19 protein-coding genes and 1 pseudogene are annotated in these 16,168 nt (G+C 72.1%); 8 read left to right on the forward strand and 12 right to left on the reverse strand.

Annotation, left to right across the window (positions count from 1 at the left end; all coding sequences use genetic code 11):
- Positions 1 to 229, reverse strand: a 229-nt coding sequence (locus tag BGO91_RS20660; RefSeq protein WP_290474617.1) for a helix-turn-helix domain-containing protein, incomplete at its 3' end; no start/stop codon positions are given.
- 133 nt (positions 230 to 362) lie between these two features.
- Here BGO91_RS20660 and BGO91_RS20665 point away from each other — a divergent pair.
- Both BGO91_RS20665 and BGO91_RS20670 read left to right on the forward strand, forming a co-directional pair.
- Positions 363 to 1,808, forward strand: coding sequence for an MDR family MFS transporter (locus BGO91_RS20665; protein ID WP_290474618.1), 1,446 nt, complete (start codon positions 363 to 365; stop codon positions 1,806 to 1,808).
- A gap of 138 nt (positions 1,809 to 1,946) precedes the next feature.
- Positions 1,947 to 3,368, forward strand: a complete 1,422-nt coding sequence (locus BGO91_RS20670) for an LPXTG cell wall anchor domain-containing protein (protein WP_290474619.1) — start codon at positions 1,947 to 1,949, stop codon at positions 3,366 to 3,368.
- A 259-nt stretch (positions 3,369 to 3,627) separates the two neighbouring features.
- On the opposite strand, the gene BGO91_RS20675 is transcribed toward BGO91_RS20670, so the two are convergent.
- Both BGO91_RS20675 and BGO91_RS20680 read right to left on the reverse strand, forming a co-directional pair.
- A complete protein-coding gene (locus tag BGO91_RS20675) occupies positions 3,628 to 4,221 on the reverse strand; it encodes a hypothetical protein (protein ID WP_290474620.1) in 594 nt (197 codons plus the stop codon).
- Positions 4,222 to 4,261: 40 nt separating this feature from the next.
- On the reverse strand, positions 4,262 to 5,704 hold the full coding sequence (locus tag BGO91_RS20680) for an MFS transporter (protein ID WP_290474621.1): 1,443 nt from the start codon (positions 5,702 to 5,704) through the stop codon (positions 4,262 to 4,264).
- Between the two features lie 224 nt (positions 5,705 to 5,928).
- Between BGO91_RS20680 and BGO91_RS20685 the strand changes: the two genes are divergently transcribed.
- On the forward strand, positions 5,929 to 6,864 hold the full coding sequence (locus BGO91_RS20685; protein ID WP_290474622.1) for a patatin-like phospholipase family protein: 936 nt from the start codon (positions 5,929 to 5,931) through the stop codon (positions 6,862 to 6,864).
- Between the two features lie 36 nt (positions 6,865 to 6,900).
- Here BGO91_RS20685 and BGO91_RS20690 read toward each other — a convergent pair whose 3' ends face one another.
- The 3 genes from BGO91_RS20690 to BGO91_RS20700 form a co-directional block, all read right to left on the reverse strand.
- On the reverse strand, positions 6,901 to 7,617 hold the full coding sequence (locus BGO91_RS20690; protein WP_290474623.1) for a DUF3592 domain-containing protein: 717 nt from the start codon (positions 7,615 to 7,617) through the stop codon (positions 6,901 to 6,903).
- Complete coding sequence (locus tag BGO91_RS20695; protein WP_290474624.1) at positions 7,614 to 7,844, reverse strand: PLD nuclease N-terminal domain-containing protein; 231 nt, start codon at positions 7,842 to 7,844, stop codon at positions 7,614 to 7,616. The genes BGO91_RS20690 and BGO91_RS20695 overlap by 4 nt, the downstream gene beginning before the upstream one ends.
- Positions 7,845 to 7,925: 81 nt before the next feature.
- Positions 7,926 to 9,020, reverse strand: coding sequence for an epoxide hydrolase family protein (locus BGO91_RS20700; RefSeq protein ID WP_290474625.1), 1,095 nt, complete (start codon positions 9,018 to 9,020; stop codon positions 7,926 to 7,928).
- Positions 9,021 to 9,089: 69 nt separating this feature from the next.
- Here BGO91_RS20700 and BGO91_RS20705 point away from each other — a divergent pair, with 69 nt between their 5' ends.
- The gene (locus BGO91_RS20705; protein WP_290474626.1) at positions 9,090 to 9,698 is read left to right on the forward strand and encodes a DUF1992 domain-containing protein; all 609 of its coding nucleotides are present in this window, start codon (positions 9,090 to 9,092) and stop codon (positions 9,696 to 9,698) included.
- A gap of 4 nt (positions 9,699 to 9,702) precedes the next feature.
- Here BGO91_RS20705 and BGO91_RS20710 read toward each other — a convergent pair whose 3' ends face one another.
- The 4 genes and pseudogenes from BGO91_RS20710 to BGO91_RS20725 form a co-directional block, all read right to left on the reverse strand.
- Positions 9,703 to 10,413 (reverse strand): hypothetical protein, encoded by a 711-nt coding sequence (locus BGO91_RS20710; RefSeq protein ID WP_290474627.1) that lies wholly within the window; start codon positions 10,411 to 10,413, stop codon positions 9,703 to 9,705.
- The gene (locus tag BGO91_RS20715; protein ID WP_290474628.1) at positions 10,410 to 10,934 is read right to left on the reverse strand and encodes a DUF6114 domain-containing protein; all 525 of its coding nucleotides are present in this window, start codon (positions 10,932 to 10,934) and stop codon (positions 10,410 to 10,412) included. The genes BGO91_RS20710 and BGO91_RS20715 overlap by 4 nt, the downstream gene beginning before the upstream one ends.
- Positions 10,925 to 11,521: pseudogene (locus tag BGO91_RS20720) on the reverse strand (DUF6230 family protein). Before BGO91_RS20720 ends, BGO91_RS20715 begins: the two are co-directional and overlap by 10 nt.
- Before the next feature lie 76 nt (positions 11,522 to 11,597).
- Positions 11,598 to 12,143 (reverse strand): hypothetical protein, encoded by a 546-nt coding sequence (locus BGO91_RS20725; RefSeq protein ID WP_290474629.1) that lies wholly within the window; start codon positions 12,141 to 12,143, stop codon positions 11,598 to 11,600.
- Positions 12,144 to 12,213: 70 nt separating this feature from the next.
- Between BGO91_RS20725 and BGO91_RS20730 the strand changes: the two genes are divergently transcribed.
- Positions 12,214 to 12,786, forward strand: coding sequence for a TetR/AcrR family transcriptional regulator (locus BGO91_RS20730; protein WP_290474630.1), 573 nt, complete (start codon positions 12,214 to 12,216; stop codon positions 12,784 to 12,786).
- A 9-nt stretch (positions 12,787 to 12,795) separates the two neighbouring features.
- Positions 12,796 to 13,383, forward strand: a complete 588-nt coding sequence (locus tag BGO91_RS20735; protein ID WP_290474631.1) for a TetR/AcrR family transcriptional regulator — start codon at positions 12,796 to 12,798, stop codon at positions 13,381 to 13,383.
- Here BGO91_RS20735 and BGO91_RS20740 read toward each other — a convergent pair.
- Both BGO91_RS20740 and BGO91_RS20745 read right to left on the reverse strand, forming a co-directional pair.
- Positions 13,380 to 13,676 (reverse strand): hypothetical protein, encoded by a 297-nt coding sequence (locus tag BGO91_RS20740; protein ID WP_290474632.1) that lies wholly within the window; start codon positions 13,674 to 13,676, stop codon positions 13,380 to 13,382. The two genes, BGO91_RS20735 and BGO91_RS20740, sit on opposite strands and share 4 nt — an antisense overlap.
- Positions 13,677 to 13,792: 116 nt before the next feature.
- Positions 13,793 to 14,698, reverse strand: coding sequence for a thioredoxin domain-containing protein (locus tag BGO91_RS20745; RefSeq protein ID WP_290474633.1), 906 nt, complete (start codon positions 14,696 to 14,698; stop codon positions 13,793 to 13,795).
- Positions 14,699 to 14,819: 121 nt separating this feature from the next.
- Here BGO91_RS20745 and BGO91_RS20750 point away from each other — a divergent pair, with 121 nt between their 5' ends.
- Both BGO91_RS20750 and BGO91_RS20755 read left to right on the forward strand, forming a co-directional pair.
- Positions 14,820 to 15,446: a class I SAM-dependent methyltransferase gene (locus tag BGO91_RS20750; RefSeq protein ID WP_290474634.1), complete on the forward strand. Its 627-nt coding sequence runs from the start codon at positions 14,820 to 14,822 to the stop codon at positions 15,444 to 15,446.
- 87 nt (positions 15,447 to 15,533) lie between these two features.
- Positions 15,534 to 16,166 carry a G5 domain-containing protein gene (locus tag BGO91_RS20755; RefSeq protein ID WP_290474635.1) on the forward strand — a complete coding sequence of 211 codons (633 nt, stop codon included), beginning with the start codon at positions 15,534 to 15,536 and terminating at the stop codon, positions 16,164 to 16,166.
- Positions 16,167 to 16,168: the final 2 nt, after the last annotated feature.

A 16,168-nucleotide genomic window follows, 5' to 3' on the forward strand; every position in this document is an offset into this window, starting at 1 on the left:
CTTCGAGATCCCGCAGGGGGTGGGCGGGGGAGGCGTCCCGCGCGATGTCGAGGAGGTGCGCCTCGAGGCCGGCGTCGTCGACCAGGACCGCGGCCTCCTTGGTCGCGCAGTGGCGGAAGAAGGTGGTGCGCGAGATGCCCGCGGCGGCGGCGATGTCGTCCACCGTCGTCGCCGCGAACCCGTCGCGCTCGAAGAGCTCGACCGCGGTGATCGCGATCGCACGGGTCATCTCACGGCGCCGTCGCTCCCGGAGGTCGGGTGCCGGGACGGGCGTTTGCTCACTGCGAGTCATGGTGCTACGTTAGCACGCTGTACCCACATGGTACTCAGTACCAAGTTGTAACTCGAACCCAGGAGTCTCCATGACGACCGCATCGCCCTCCACCGTCCCCGACGCCGGACCGCGGCCCCGCAGCGGGCCGGCGATCCCCCTCCTGCTCGTCTCGGCGTTCGTCGTCGTGCTCAACGAGACGGCGATGGGCGTCGCCATCCCGCAGATCATGGACGGCCTCCAGGTCTCCGCCGCCTCGGCGCAGTGGCTCACCACCGCCTTCATGCTGACGATGGCGGTGGCCATCCCCGTGACCGGGGTGCTGCTGCAGCGCTCCTCCCTGCGCCGCAACTTCTTCACGGCGATGGGCCTGTTCGCCGCCGGGACGCTGCTGGCCGGCCTCGCGCCCGGCTTCGAGGTGCTGCTCGTGGCGCGCATCGTCCAGGCGCTCGGCACGTCGATCATGCTGCCGCTCTTGTTCACCACCGTCATGCAGCTCGTCGCCCCCGAGCGCCGCGGCCGCACGATGGGGCTGGTCACGATCGTCACGGCGGCGGCGCCCGCCCTCGGCCCCACGGTCTCGGGCGTCATCGTCTCCTCGCTCGGCTGGCGCTGGGTGTTCTTCCTCGTCTTCCCGGTCGCCCTCCTCGCCCTCGCAGCCGGTGCGGTGTGGCTCCGCAATGCGACGCCCACCCGGGAGGCGCGGTTCGACGCGCTCTCGGTGCTGCTGTCGGCCGTCGGCTTCTCCGGCGTGATCTACGGTCTCGCCGCCATCGGAGAGAACGCGGGCGACCACGCCGGGGTGCCCGTGTGGATCCCGCTGGCCGTCGGCGGCGTCGCCCTCGCGGGCCTCGTCGGGCGCCAGCTCGCGCTGCGCGACACCGACCGCGTCCTGCTCGACGTCCGCGTCTTCGGCGGGCGCGTCTTCACGGTCGCGACCCTCACCATCGTCGTCGTCTCGATCGCGCTGTTCGGCTCGCTGATCCTCCTGCCGCTCTACATCCAGCAGGTGCTGGGGGAGCCGGCGTACGCGGCCGGGCTCATGCTGCTGCCCGGCGGCATCCTCTCCGGCGTCCTCGCACCCTTCGTCGGCGTGCTGTTCGACAAGGTCGGCGCCCGCACCCTCGTCCTCCCCGGCGCCGTGATCGTGACCGCGGCGATGCTGGCCTTCTCCACCCTGGGCACGGGCACACCGGTCTGGCTCGTGATCGCCATGCACCTGCTCCTCAACGTCGGCACCGCCCTCATGATGACGCCGCTGATGACCACCGCACTCGGATCGGTGACCCCCAACCTCTATCCGCACGCCAGCGCGATCGTGAACACGCTGCAGCAGGTCGCCGGAGCGGCGGGGATCGCACTGTTCATCACGCTGTTCTCGGTGGCGTCGACCTCCGGCGCCGCAGAGGGGATGCGGGCGGCTCTCGCCGGGGGAGTGGGCACCGCCTTCGGCGTCGGCGCGGCGATCAGCGCGGTGGGGATCGTGCTGGCGGCCCTCCTCGGACGCCGGGCCCCCGCGCCGTCCCCCGAATCGTGAAAATCACCCCCGTGCGGGGGATAGTTGCATCTGTCAACCAACCCTAGAGTCGAATGAATAACACGGGGGATCGCATGTTCGTGCGCGCGCCCCTTCTCACCAGACGAGCGCCACCGACGTGAATAGGTCATCGACAACGTGAATTCGAAGAAGAACACCACCTGGGCCGCACGCGCTGCGGCCCTCGGTCTGAGTGTGGCGATCGCGGGCGGGGCAGCCCTCGTGGCCGCCGCGCCGGCGCAGGCCGCGCCCGCCACCGAGACGGTCCACCAGAACGAGATCCGCTCGAACGAGGACAGCTACCCGGGCTGGCACCAGGGCTATGACAACGCGGCCGACCGCGCCGTCGTGGGCGAGAGCAGCCTCGAACTGACCAAGCAGTCGCAGGTCCTCAACGGCTTCACCGCCGACCAGTACATCTCGGGCGAGGCCCTCGAGAGTGCTGTGACGAGCGGATCGTGGACGACGTCGTCGGGCGCCTCCTACTTCCAGCTTCCCTTCCTCTACAACGGCGGCCAGTCGTCGCAGAGCTTCACGACCCTGCGTCCGGCCGAGGCCGCCACGGGCACGAAGACGGTGTCGCTGGACGACACGTGGGCGACCAGCAGCCCGATCACGAACGACGAGGGCGGGATCGTCTTCGAGAAGGACGCCACCGCGTCCCTCCGCGACCTCTTGGGCGCCCTTGACGCACCCGAGCTCATCGGCTTCGGCGTTCTCACCGACGGTGTCTACTCCTCCACCGACTCCCGCCCGACCGCGTGGGTCGACTCCATCTCGTTCGACGGGGTGACCTACACGTTCGCGGCCGCGGGCACGGCGACGCTGTCCGGGACCCCCGCCACCGGTTCGGTGCTCACCGTCGCGACCGCCGGCTTCCCCCAGGGCACCACCTTCTCGTACGAGTGGTACTGGAATGGCGGCCAGCAGGGCGGCCCGATCGACGGCGCCAACGGCACGAGCTTCACCGTGCCCGACAGCCGTGAGGGCACCCGCATCGGCGTCATCGTCACCGCGAAGCTCGCGGGCTTCGCAGCCGCCGAGGTCTACAGCAACCTGACGGACGTCATCCCGTTCGTGCAGAAGCCGGCCGCGGCCGCTCCGGTCGCGGACTCGTCCGCTCTCGCGGCGTACCTCCAGAACAACGGCGTCACCCCCGGCACCCCGCTCTCCGCAGGCCTCCCGGCCACCCTGGACCCGACCAAGGGCTACACCGCCTCGGTCGAGTGGACGGCGAACGACGGCTTCGTCGACGTGTACCTGTACTCGACCCCGGTCCTGCTCGGAACCTTCCCGGTCGTCGACGGCAAGGTCCAGGTCACGCTGAGCGCCGCCGTGCTCGCCAAGCTCGCCGCCGGCTCGCACACCCTCGTGCTCGTGGGTCAGACCTCGGGCGGCGTCCAGGCCGTGGCGCTGAGCGTCGCCGCCGTCACCACCACCGCGGCCCTGGCCGCCACGGGTGACGACAACGTGATCCCGGCGACCCTCGCGGGTCTCCTGGTCCTGCTGGGTGCCGCGGGCGTGTTCGTCTCGCGTCGCCGTCGCGCCACCCAGGCGTAACGCACCTCACCAGCGAAGGCCCCCGCTCACCGAGCGGGGGCCTTCGTCGTGTCGGCGGGCGTGGACGGCCCGGGCCGGTTTGTACGCGCTGTCCTCGATCGCCGCGCGATTGGCCAGCGCGTCCATTCATCGCCCCGTCGTGGCCGCCGTAGCATCCAGTGCATGCCTGCCAGCGTCGCCATCGAAGACGAACTCGACATCGATCGGATGCGAGACGAGGACGTCGTCATCCTCGGTTACGACTGAGCGCACGCCGCGGCTACGTCCAGAGCGGTCGCACGGACACCGCCAGGTCGAGCAGCGGGGCGCTGTCCAGCACCACTCGTGCTTCCGGGACCCCCTGCTCCGGCCACTCCGCGACGATCTCGAGAGCGCCGCTCGGCGGGAGCGGCCAGAGCCACAGCCCGTCCTCGAAGCGCTGGTAGTCGCCCGAGCCGCTCCCGTGGCCGTTCGTGGGGAACAGGCTGTGCCAGGACGCGTCGTGCGGGTCGCCGTCGGGCGGGCCTGCGAACGCATCGAGCAGCACCTGCTGACCGTCGCTCAGGGCGACCCCGTAGCGCAGGCGACCCGCGCTCGGTCCGCCGTGCAGGCCGTGCGCACCCCAGTGGGCGAGCTGCAACTCCTGCTCCGACCGGTCGCCGCGGCGGAGGCGGCGCTCGATCAGGAACTCGATCCCGTCGCTGTAGACGCGAGCCTCCATGACGACGATCGCCACGGTGTCGGTGGCGGCGAGCACCTCGCTGATCGGGAACACGCGGGGCAGCTCCTCATCCGACGGCTGCCAGCGTGGATTCCGCTCCTGCTCGAGCGGGGGATCGTCGTCGGCCGGCGGGTCGAGGGGGAAGAAGCTCACCGCCCCAGCCCATCACGGGTCCCGCGAGCGGCACAAGAGCTCACTGCGCGTCGTCCGCCGGCGCGTCGACGGGGAGGCGGCGGCCGGCTCGGCGCCGCACGCCGAGAAGGTCCGGCACCATCCCCAGCGCGACGGACGCCGCGGCGACCAGCAGCACGGCGCAGACGGCGAGGCCGGTCTGGAGGCCGTCCCGGCTCACGGCGATGCCGGCGCCCCCGAACGCCGCGCCGGTCACCAGCGCCACGCAGAACGTCGCCGACAGTCGCTGGGCGAGCTGCAGGAACGACGCGGCCAGCCCGTACTCGCCGGGCCGCGCGTACGAGAGGGTGAGCGCCCGCATCGGCGGCTCGAACGCACCGCTGGCCGCCCCGATGAGAGTCTCGAGCAGCACGATCGCCAGGACGAGCGCGGTCGCGTCGGTGAGCCCGGCCAGCACGACGAGGAGCGCACTGCACAGCGTCTGGAGGCCGAGGAAGGCCACGAGCGTCCATCGCCCCAGGGCGTCGTTCAGGCGGGAGCTGAGCGCGGAGGTCGCGATGCGTGCCGCCGCACCCGGCGCGAGGAGGAGCGCGACGACCAGAGCGGGCATCCCGAGGCTCTGCAGCAGGAACACCGTGACGATCGCCGACTGCGCGACCGCGGAGCCGAACCAGAGCAGGGCGATCACGCTGCCGCCGGTGAAGCCGCGCGAACGCAGGAGGCTGGGGGAGAACAGCGGGCGCCCGCCGCGCCGGGCGTACCGGCGCTCCCACCAGATCAGGAGGAGTGCTCCGGTCGCCACCCCGCCGATCGCGAGGCCGGTCCGCACGGGTCCGAGGCCGGGATCGATCACCGGAGCGGTCGCCAGCAGCACGACGGCACCGGTGACGCCGATGCCCACGAGGTCGAGGGAGGGACGGCCCGGCGCCCGGCCGCCGCGCGGCACGAAGCGTGCGGCGAGCACCGCGACGGCCACGATGAACGGCACGTTGATGGCGAGGATGACGCGCCAGGCGAGTTCCGCGGGGACGGTCGCCAGGATGCCGCCGGCGACGAGCGGTCCGACGATCGCCGAGGCGGAGGCCGCCATCCCGTACGCCGCGAGCGCGCGGATCCGCGACCGACCGGTGAACACGTCCTGGATCACGCCGAGGACCTGTGCGCTCACGACCCCCGCGCCGAACCCCTGCACGGCGCGCCCGGCGATCGCCCAACCGATGCCGGGAGCGCAGACCGAGAGGGCAGCGCCGAGGAGGAAGAGCAGGAGGCCGCCGACGAACATCCCGCGCCGCCCGTAGGCGTCGCCGAGGCGCCCGCCCGGCACCAGCCCGACCCCGAAGGTCAGCGAGTACACCGCGAGGAACCACTGCACCCCGCCCGCCGTGGCGCCCAGCTCCGGCCCGAGCGACGGGATGGTGTACGTCACGACCGACTGGTCCAGGAGGGTCGCGAAACCGGCGCCGACGCACGCGGCCAGGGCGAAGCGCTCGCGCGAGGATGCCATCCGACCGTTCTACCGAGCCCGGCGCGAACGGCCACGGGTGTGTGACGGCCTGTTGCGCGCCGGATCGCCGCGTGTTAGCGTCGCTGCCGATCGTGATCCGTCGGCAGGAGGTGAGACCCATGAACGCAGTATCCACATCGGGTGCTCCCCTGCAGTCCACGATCGCGCGGCTGAGGTAGTCGTCACAGGGAGCGCCCGGCAGGCATTTCGCGAAAGGCGACTCCATGAACACTTCACCTTCTTCTTCTCAGCCCGCCTCCGGCCGGCGCGACCGCGCGCTGGTCCTCGGCGGCGGCGGCTCGGCCGGCAACGCGTGGGAGATCGGCGTGCTCGCCGGTCTCTTCGACGCGGGGCTCGACGTGACCGACGCCGATCTGACCATCGGCACCTCCGCAGGCGCGACGGTCGCCGCGCAGCTCGGCGGCGCGACCCCGCCCCGGCTGCTCGAGGCGATCCTCACCGCCGTGCCGCCGCAGCGTCCCCGCGCGGCCGGTCCCGGCGGGCGCCCACCGGGCGGACTCGCGACGGGCGTCTCCGTCGTCAACCACATGGAGCGGACCGATCGCATCATCGCCGCGTCCTCCGACGCCGCCGACATGCGCCGCCGGATGGGCGCCGCCGCCCTCGAGCTGGAGGACGCGGACGGTGCCGGCGGTCGCTGGCGCGAGATCGTCGCCGGCCGGCTCCCCGACCCGAACTGGCCGGACCGGGCGATCGCGATCACCGCGATCGACGCCCGCACCGGCGACGGGGTCGTGTTCGACCGGGACAGCGGCATCGAGCTGGTGGATGCCGTCGCCGCGAGCACCTCGAACGGGTTCGGCGTGCCGCCGTACCGCATCGGCGAGGAGCGCTATCTCGACGGCGGCTACCGGCGCAACGAGAACGCCGACCTGGCGGCGGGATACGCGCGTGTGCTGGTGCTGTCGCCGTTCGGGGGCCGCACGCGGCATCCGCTGGAGTGGGGGATGCAGCTCGCCGCGCAGCTCGACGAGCTCCGCGCCGGCGGCAGCGCGGTCGAGACGGTGTTCCCGGACGCCGCCGCGCTGGACGCGTTCGGCGACAACATGATGGACCTGTCGACCCGCGTGCCCGCCGCTCGTGCCGGCGCGGCCCAGGGCAGAGCGCTGGCCGAGCGGCTCGCGCCGTTCTGGTCGTGACCCGGTGAGCGTTCCGCCGGTGGGCGCGACCCGCGTCTACCGGCGGAGCGCGCGGTCCCGCGCGAGCTCGACCACGATGCTGCGGGTGTCCCCGGGGTTCGTGGGGTCGTACCAGAGCCGCGTCTCCTGACCGACGACGATCGGATCGGACTGCTCGATCACCATCGTCTTCTGCACCCAGCGCTGCGTGCCCTGCAGGTCGCGGAAGGTGAAGGTGACGGCGGTGATGATGCGGGAGCTCTCGCGGAAGAAGTCGTAGCCCTTGTCGCTCACGGTCGCCGTGGTGAGCGTGCCCGAGGTTGCGGTCTGTGCGTCGCGCGCCCGCTGCCGCCGGCGCTTCGTGGCGGCGACGACGCCGATCACGAGGAAGAGCGCGCCGAGGGCGTAGAGCGCGACGGCGATCGCGACCCCCACCGCCGGGAAGCCGTTCGGGGAGGCGGCCACGAGCAGCCCCGTCCCCGCGCCGAGCAGGACGGCGGCCCCGCCGTAGCCGAGGCCGATGTCGGAGCGCTTGAGCAGCATCCCGGCCCAGCCGATCGAACCGAGGATGGTGAGCAGCAGGCCCCCGATGATGCCGACGATCGCGGTCCACGGCGGCTCGCCGTAGGCCTCGAACATCCCGAACGCGCGCCAGCCGTAGCCGAGGCCGAACCCGCCGACGAGCTGCACCAGCGCGAAGAACACCACGCGCGCCGTGCTGGGTCGCTTCGCCAGCCGCGCCTTCCGGGCGATCGTCGGGTCGACGGTGCTCATGCCGCGCCCGCCGCGTTCCGGTTGCGGGACGCGTTCGTCCGGCCGAGCGTGAACCACAGGATCGGCCCGATCAGCGGGACGAGCGTCGTGACCGCGATCCAGGCGATGACGTACGCGGCGGTCGTGCGGCTCAGCGCCACCTGCACCAGGGCGATCACCCAGAGGACGAAGGGCACCACCCAGAAGATCAGCATCAGCGCGTGCCATCCGGCCAACCCATCCAGCATCGTCGCCCCCCATTCGTGTGACGGTTCTGCCGACACCATATCGTGCGGGAGCGCTGGGCCGCCCGGTCTCGGGGGCGGACGTCAGCCGCGCACCTGGGCCTCGAGCGCCAGCACCGTCGCGGCCACGGCGCCCGGCGCCTCCCACGCGGTGAAGTGGCCGCCGTGCTCGAGACGCTCGAACGAGCGGATGTCGGTGTAGCTCTTCTCCGCCAGCGACCGCGGGTACGCGGCCTCGTGCGTCTGGACGACGATGGCCGCCGGCACCTCGATCAGCGGGTGCAGGGGATCCCCGGCGTCATCGCTGTACGGCCGGAAGCTGGTGCCGATGGAGCGGGAGATCCAGTACAGCATCGTGTTGGTCAGCACGTCGTCGACGTCGAACGTCTCGAGCGCGGCGCCGTCGCTCCAGCCCGCGACCTTCTCGGTGATCCAGGCGAGCAGGCCGCTGGGAGAGTCGAGCAGTGCGGCGGCGAGCGTGTCGGGCCGGGTGGCCTGGAGGTGCGCGTAGCCGGACTCCGTCGCCGGCGCGACGGACGCGAGGAAGGCGCGCTCGGCGTCGTCCAGCTCCACGCCCGGCCGCTCACGGGCCGAGAACGACGCGTGCGTCGCCACGATGCCGGCCACGGAAGCCGGATGTGTCGCCGCCAGGTAGTCGCTGACCTCCGCGCCGACGTCCTCGCCGTAGGTGAGGTAGCGGTCGTGGCCGAGCACGTCGGTCATGAGGGTGTTCCAGCGCTCGGCGACCGCGCGGCTGCCGTACGGGCCGGGCAGGGGCGACGAGAAGCCGTACCCGGGGACGGACGGCACGACGACCTCCAGCTCGCCGCTGAGCGCCTCCGCCAGAGGCAGCATCGCCGCGAATGTGTACGGCCAGCCGTGCGTCAGCACGATCGGCAGCCGCCCGGGCCGAGCCTCCCCGACCCGTGCGACGTGGATGCGGCAACCGTCGACCTCGACCGTGTGCTGCTCGAACCCGTTGAGGCGTCGCTCGACCGACCGCCAGTCGTACACCGTGCGCCAGTACTCGACGAGGTCGGCCAGCACGGCGGGCGGGATGCCGCGGCTCCAGTCGCCGGGGTCCGCGCCCGCTCGCGACGCGGGCAGGATCGTGTTCTCGAGGCGCTGGTCGAGGTCGGCGAGCTCGTCGTCGGTCACGTGGATGCGGAAGTCCTCCATGGGCCGAGAGTACGGCGGACCACCGACGGCGAGCTTCAGGCGGCGGCCCGCCGAGCGTAGGCTGAATGCATGCCCGAGACGCGCGAGCCCGCCGCATCGCAGCCCGGGGACGCGCGTGTCGAGGCGGTCCGCTACCGCCTCCGCCGCGAGGCCGAGGAGCGGGGCGAAGAGGTCGAGGAGACCAACGCCGGCCAGCCCAGCATGGACCAGCGCGCGCATGTGATCGAGAACGCCATCCAGCAGGCGATCCGCCGCGGCGACTTCGACGACCTCCCGGGCGCAGGCAAGCCGCTCCCCGGTCTCACCGGGACGCACGACCCCGACTGGTGGATCCGCCGCAAGATCGAACGCGAGCAGCTCACCGGGCTCGGGCCTCCCGCGCTCACGCTCCGCACGGAGGACAAGGAGTTCGCCGACCGCCTCGACCGGCTCGGCTCGGAGCGCGCCGTGCGCGAGCACGTGGAGGACTTCAACCGGCGCGTGCGGGAGGCCCGCCGCCAGCTGCAGGGCGGTCCGCCGGTCGTCACGCCGATGCGCGACGCCGACGCGGAGGTCGCGGCGTGGCTCGACCGCCGCACGGCGCGGCTCCGGGAGGCGGAGGAGCGGCGCCGGGCGGAGGCCGAGACCCTCGCCTCCCTCACCTGGCGCGAACGGCGGCGGAGGAAGCGCGGACGCTAGCCCGTCACTCCGACAGGTGCTGCTTCGTGTTCGTGTAGACGATGGAGTCCGCGGTCGCCCCGACCAGGCCGAGCGTCACGCGCAGCAGATCGTTCGGCACGCCGTCCGCCGGCGGCGGGGTGTCTGCGCCGAGCGTGAGGGAGTGGCCGTCGGAGGTCGTCGCGGTGATGGAGTTCAGGTAGACCTGCACGTGGCCGCGCAGCGTCATCGAGTCGGCCGTGGTGGCGAGCGACGGTCCCGTGTCGTGACGCACGGTGAGGCTGAAGCCGCCGATCGTGATGCTCTCGGCGGAGATCCTGAGTGCGGGGACGCGGCTCCCGTCGGCCAGCGGGACGTTCACGATGCTGATGCCCGAGAGCCCCGTGAACGACAGCGACTGGCTGCCCAGCTGCGCGGGGGGCTGGGTGAACACCGGCGCTCCGGCGTCGTCGGTCGGCGCGGGCGCCGGGGTCGCTCCCGGCGCGGTGGGGGTGGACGTCGGGACGAGCGGGTCCAGCGGTGAGCCCCGCGTCCCCGAGCCCGGCGAGGACGGTGTCGGTGTCGGCGTCGGGGTGGGCGTCGGCGACGCGCACGGCAGCAGGATCGGGATGCAGAGCTGCGCGGGGACCGCGGAGGGCACGCGCGCCGCGCCGAGGCCGGCGACCGCCACGACGACGCACGCCAACAGCGCACCGACGACGGTGCCGGGGCGGTTGCGGGCGCGTCGCGGGCTCATCGCTCCGCGCTCTCCGTCGGCGCCGTCCGGTCGGGCGCCGAGCCCGTCGCTGCGCGGCCCTTCGTCGCCCGTCCCTTCGCCGCGCGGTCCTTGGGGATCCACGCGACCGTGAGGATGCCGCCGACGCTGGCGAGCAGCATCCCGACGAAGAAGCCGCCGAGGTTCACCCCCACGAGCGAGTAGACGGCGACGGCCAGTGCGATCACGCCGTAGAACACGCGGTGGGCGGGCATCGCGATGACCAGGATGCCGAGGAGGACGAGCACGATCGGGATGATCGTCGCCTGCAGGCCCTCGATGCCGAGCTGCACGTGGATCTTGCCGATGTCGAGCTGGCCGGAGAAGAAGAGCTCCACGCCGCCGAGCGCGGTCAGCAGGCCGCCGACGAAGGGGCGGCTGCGGCGCCAGGCGCGGAAGCGCTCGCGTCGGGTGCCGCCGTCACTGCCGAGGGAGGCCGCGCCGGTGTCGCCTGCCGCCCCGGTGCCGCCCGCGGCACCGGCGGTCGCCGCGTTCAGAAGCACCCCTTCGATCCGTCCGTCAGCTGCACGTGCATCCCGGTGAGGGTGAACACGGAGGCCTGGGTGCTCCAGGCCGTCTGCTGCAGGTTGTCGATCGTCACGGTGTCGGCGTCCTGGGCGAAGTCGCCCGCGGTGCCCTTCGCGGCGGTGTTCACGGCGGAGGCGTCGACGCCGATGCGGATGTTGCCGAACTTCTAGTCGCCCTTGAGGTCCGTCATCCCGATCTGGAGGTCGGAGGCCGAGGCGGGGTTGCCGCCGCCGCCGGCCGTGATGAGCATGCCCACCTTGCCGAGCGGGGTGTCGGTGACGACCGACTGGCAGAGGTCGGCCAGCGTCGCGGACTTGATGTTGGCGATCGCGACCTGGTGCTCGGTGCCCGCGGTGTCGGGGGCGACGCCCGCGTACTGCGAGAATCCGCTGCCGTCGAGCTTCGAGGCGCTGATCTGGAACTGGCTGCCCGAGACCGCGAACGACACGGGCACGGCGCCCTGCGCCACCCCGGCCATCAGCAGCGTCGACACCACGGCGACGGGCACCGCGGCGAGCACGATGCGGCCTGTGTGCGTGCCGGCGAACTTTCGAAACGACATCGATCCTCCTGTTCGGGGGCTTGACGCGCCAGTGCAGCCAAGTCCAGGAGCAAACCTAGACGTTATTGACCGTTTGTCAATAGCTGGCACCCTTTCGAGGGGTCGCGCGCGGCCAGATCGTGTAGCTGACGGCCCAGAGGAGGTCGACTCCGACGACGATCCCGAGCGCCGGGAGGAACGCCGTGACGGCCGCAGAGCGCCCGGCGTCTCCGGCGATCGCGACGAGCAGCCCGATCACCGCGGCGGCGACGGCGGCGCCGAGAATCGTGCGCAGGAGGTCGCGCCAGCACGCCCGCGTGTACGCGCGTCCCGTGAGCTTCACCGGAGCCGGTCCACCCGCGAAACGGTGGGCGAAGCGCACGTCCGCCCAACGGATCATCGCATGGCCGTACGCGACCGAGAACCCGAGGTAGAGGGCGGCGAGGCCGTGGGCGGGCGTCGCCGTCCCGCCGCCGGCGAGATCGAGCGCCGTCGCGGCGAGGAGCACGAGATCGGTGAGGGGGGAGAGCGCCAGCAGCACGGCGCCCGCACGGCGGCGTCGAAGCAGGTACCGCGCGCTGAGCCCCACCGCGAGGAAGACCCAGAACAGGATCTCGCAGGCGACGATGACGACCACGATCACGGCTGCCCTCCTTTTTGTTAGCACGAGTGTGCTACGAAGGAGGTTAGCACGCCCGTGCTAGCCTCCGACCATGCCGCGCACGATCGACCGGGACGCCCGCAAAGCCCAGCTCGCGGAGGCCGTCTGGCGCGTGATCGTCGAGCGCGGGATCGGCGCCGTGTCCGTCCGCACGGTCGCCGCCGAGGCCGGCGTCGCGGTGGGTTCCCTGCGCCACCTCTTCCCCACGCGCACCGAGCTCCTCGAGTTCTCGGCCGAGCTCATGGTCGACCGCGCGACCGCGCGTATCCTGGCGCTGCCCGTCGGAGATCCGCGCGAGCACGCGCTCGACGTGCTCCGCCAGCTGCTTCCCCTCACCCCTGACAGCCGCGCGGAGCTGGAGGTCAACATCGCCCTGATCGCCGAGGCGCCCGCGCTCCCCGGGCTCGCCCGCATCCGCGACGAGGCCGATCGCGCGCTCGCCGGGGCCTGCCTCGGCCTGGTGGAGCGGCTCGCCGGGCGCGCGGCCGACGACGCCCTGCGGCAGGAGGCCCTCCGCCTCCACGCGCTCGTCGACGGCCTCGCGGTGCACCTGCTCGTCCGCGGCGGCGATCCCGGCTGGGCGCTGGCCGTGCTGCGGGACGAGGTCGACAGGCTCGCCGGATAGGCTCGGAGCATGTCCACGGACCGGCGCACTCGGCTCACCCCGGACGAGCGCCGGGCGCAGCTCGTGGCGCTCGGGGTCGCCTTCCTCGCCGAGAGCCCGCTGGACGAGCTCACCATCGACACCCTCTCGGAGCGGGCCGGCGTCTCGCGCGCGCTGCTCTTCCACTACTTCGGCTCGAAGCAGGGACTGCACCGGGAGGTCGTCCGCACCGCCCGCGACAGCATGCTCCACGCGACCGAGCCGATCCCGGAGCTGCCGCCGCTGGACCGCCTCCACGACACCCTCGTCCGGATCGTCCGCTTCGTGCGCGAGCACGGCGGCACGTTCTACTCGCTCGTCCGCGGCGTCGCGAGCGGGGACAGCGAGGTGCGGGCTGTGGTCGAGGAGGCGCGGGAGGAGCAGGCCGGCCGGGTCGTCGCCGCCTTCCTCGAGCTGGGGGTTCCTGACACGCCGCTGCTGCGGATCGCCCTGCGCTCGTGGGTCGCGTTCGCCGAGGAGGCGCTGGTCGAGAGCGCGCTCGGCACCGACCTCTCGGCGGACGAGATCGTCGCCTTCCTCGAGCGGAGTGCGCGCGCCGTCGTGGCCGCGCTGGACTAGATCCCCTCCTCCTCGACGTCCTCCTCCGTGAGCACGCCCTCGTCGGGGTCGTCGAGCGGGTCGTGCTCGTCCTCGATGGGGGAGGCCTCGTTGCCGGCGCTCCCGCCCCAGACGGTCTCGCCGGCGACGCCGTCGGTGGTCACCAGCTCGTCGGCGAAGTCGGCCTCGGCGATCGGGTCGTCGGCGGCGTAGTCGACATCGCCGTCGGCGGGGTCGACCCAGCCGGCCGTGTCACCGGCGTCGCCGTCGCCGTACTGCTCGTCCTCGACGCCGTCCTCGGGGATGCGGTCCATGGCGGTCTCCTCGTGCTGTCGTGTGCGTGTGCGGCGAACCTACACCCGCCGCCGGGAACGCAGAAGGCGGCCGGTCCGAGGACCGGCCGCCTTCGTGAGCGGTGCGCGCGGGAGGGTCAGCTCGCCTTCGGGAAGGTGATCGAACCGCTGTCGCCGGCGTCCTTGACCGCCGCGGCGACGAACGAGGCGAACTGGGTGGCGTCGGTGAAGCCGCCCTGGTAGCGCTCGCCGTTGACGAAGACCGTTGGGGTGCCGAACCCACCGGTGGACGCGTTGACCAGCTGCTTGTTGGTGGTCGCGTCCTTGGTGCGGTTGGTCACGAACTGCGCGTACGTCTGGTTGTTCACGCAGTCGGTGATCTGCTTCGACTCGACCCCGGCGTCCTTGAACAGCTTGAGCATCTCCGCGTTGGTGAGCCCGCTCCCGGTCGATTCGTCCGGCTGGTTGGCGAACAGGGCGCTGTTGATGTCGAAGAACTTGTCCGGCTCGTAATTCGCAACGCAGGAGGCCGCGGCCGCCGCGCGCGTGGAGTACTTGTTGTTCTTCGCGGAGTCGAGGATGGCGACCGGGTGGATCTCGAGCGTCGCGGTGCCGTCGGCCATCATCTGCTTCATCTGAGCGCTGTTGGTCGTCTCGAACTGGTCGCAGTAGGGGCACTGGTAGTCGAGCCAGATCTGGATGTGCGCGGTCTTGCCGTCGAGCTTCTGCGTCGTCGGCGTCGGAGCGTCGCCGCCCGAGATCGCCGCGGTGGTGACCGCCTGGTCGGACTGGGTCAGCAGGATGCCGCCGCTGAGCATGTTCTTCGGGTTCGCGACGTTGCTGGACGCGCTGACGCCCGAGTAGACGATGAGGCCCACCACGGTGAGCACGGCGATCACGCCCACGATCACGGAGCTCTGAATGACGATCTTGCGGCGCTTCGCCTTCTTCGCGGCCTCTTCGCGCATCAGTCGCGCGGTCTCCCGCGCCTCTTCCCGACGATCGCGCTTGGTCGGGCCGGAGGCCCCTCTACCCGTTGCCATTCAGTTCATCCCGTTCGACATGTGGACATTCCCCCACCGATCGTAGGGGTAATTTCCTTTGAGAGGGCTGGTGGTATCGACGCTAGCGTTAGGGCATGCGAACAGACGAGGGCGTGAGCAGATGACGGACGAGACCCCGGAACCCGGAACGGGCGAGGGGACCGCCGGCGGCGACTACGCGGAACGCCTCCGCCGGCTCGACGGGTCGTGGTGGCGCCGCACGCTGAACGTGCAGGCCCCGTACCGGTGGAACATCCGGCGTCTCGATCTCGGCCGCGTGCTCGACGTCGGCTGCGGCCTCGGACGCAATCTCGCGCATCTCGGCAACAACGGCGTCGGCGTCGACCACAACGCCGCATCCATCGAGATCGCGCGGGCGCGGGGCCTGACCGCCTTCACCTCCGAGGAGTTCCCGCGGACGGAGTACGCCGTGCCCGGCACGTTCGACTCCATGCTCGCGGCGCACCTCGTCGAGCACCTGGACCCGGAGTTCGCGGTGTCGTTGCTCAGCGACTACCTGCGCTACATCAAGCCGGGGGGCCGTGTCTGCTTCATCACGCCCCAGGCGGTCGGCTACCGCAGCGACGCGACGCACGTCACCTTCGTCGACTTCGACGGGCTGGCCCGGCTCAGCCAGAAGCTGGGGCTGCGTCCGGAGCGCCACTACTCGTTCCCGTTCCCGCGCGCCGCGGGGAAGGTGTTCGTCTACAACGAGTTCGTCATGGTCTCGCGCATCCCCGCCGCGTAGTCAGCCCCGTCCACCCCTCGTTCGGGTCCCTTGCCGCGGGGCGCCGTGCTCGCCAGACTGCTGCGAGCACGACCCGAAGGAGCGAACGTGGCGAGACCCAGGCTGGGCAAAGGCGGCTGGTCGGTCATCGCGGGTGCCGCCGCTCTCGCGGTCCTGGTCTCCGTGTCGGCGTATGCGGCGGGCGGGCAGGCTCCCAGCGAGTCGGCGGAGACGGATGCGGCGTCCGTCGCGGCCGCCCCGACCGCCACGGCCGCGCAGACCCCCGCCACCGAGGTGACCACGGTCGACGTCGACACGGCGATCCCGTTCGCCGAGACCAGCGTCGACGATCCCGGCCGGGATGCGGGCACCAGCGCGGTCACGACGGAGGGCCGCGACGGCGTCAAGACGAGCAGGTACAGCGTCACGCTGGTCGGCGGCGTCGAGACGGGCCGCACCCTGGTCTCCGAGACGGTCACGACGCCGCCGGTCGATCGGGTCACGAGTGTGGGAACGCGTCAGCCCCCTCCTGTGGCCGTTGCGCCTCCCGCCGCACCTCCGGCCGCGGCGCAGAGCGGGTGCGACCCCAACTACGCGGGGGCCTGCGTCCCGATCGCGAGCGATGTGGACTGCGCGGGCGGGAGCGGCAACGGGCCCGCGTACGTGCGCGGCCCGGTCCAGGTCGTCGGAACCGACATCTACGACCTGGACCGCGACGGCGACGGTGTGGGCTGCGAGTAGCG

The sequence above is a fragment of the Leifsonia sp. 71-9 genome (assembly GCF_001898805.1).
GTDB lineage: Bacteria > Actinomycetota > Actinomycetes > Actinomycetales > Microbacteriaceae > Leifsonia.

Coding starts and splice junctions, on each gene's coding strand:
- BGO91_RS20750 (WP_290474634.1), top strand. CDS start 14,820: ATGACGGACGAGACCCCGGAACCCGGAACGGGCGAGGGGACCGCCGGC.
- BGO91_RS20665 (WP_290474618.1), top strand. CDS start 363: ATGACGACCGCATCGCCCTCCACCGTCCCCGACGCCGGACCGCGGCCC.
- BGO91_RS20705 (WP_290474626.1), top strand. CDS start 9,090: ATGCCCGAGACGCGCGAGCCCGCCGCATCGCAGCCCGGGGACGCGCGT.
- BGO91_RS20700 (WP_290474625.1), bottom strand. CDS start 9,020: ATGGAGGACTTCCGCATCCACGTGACCGACGACGAGCTCGCCGACCTC.
- BGO91_RS20710 (WP_290474627.1), bottom strand. CDS start 10,413: ATGAGCCCGCGACGCGCCCGCAACCGCCCCGGCACCGTCGTCGGTGCG.
- BGO91_RS20745 (WP_290474633.1), bottom strand. CDS start 14,698: ATGGCAACGGGTAGAGGGGCCTCCGGCCCGACCAAGCGCGATCGTCGG.
- BGO91_RS20730 (WP_290474630.1), top strand. CDS start 12,214: ATGCCGCGCACGATCGACCGGGACGCCCGCAAAGCCCAGCTCGCGGAG.
- BGO91_RS20695 (WP_290474624.1), bottom strand. CDS start 7,844: ATGCTGGATGGGTTGGCCGGATGGCACGCGCTGATGCTGATCTTCTGG.
- BGO91_RS20740 (WP_290474632.1), bottom strand. CDS start 13,676: ATGGACCGCATCCCCGAGGACGGCGTCGAGGACGAGCAGTACGGCGAC.
- BGO91_RS20685 (WP_290474622.1), top strand. CDS start 5,929: ATGAACACTTCACCTTCTTCTTCTCAGCCCGCCTCCGGCCGGCGCGAC.
- BGO91_RS20680 (WP_290474621.1), bottom strand. CDS start 5,704: ATGGCATCCTCGCGCGAGCGCTTCGCCCTGGCCGCGTGCGTCGGCGCC.
- BGO91_RS20735 (WP_290474631.1), top strand. CDS start 12,796: ATGTCCACGGACCGGCGCACTCGGCTCACCCCGGACGAGCGCCGGGCG.
- BGO91_RS20690 (WP_290474623.1), bottom strand. CDS start 7,617: ATGAGCACCGTCGACCCGACGATCGCCCGGAAGGCGCGGCTGGCGAAG.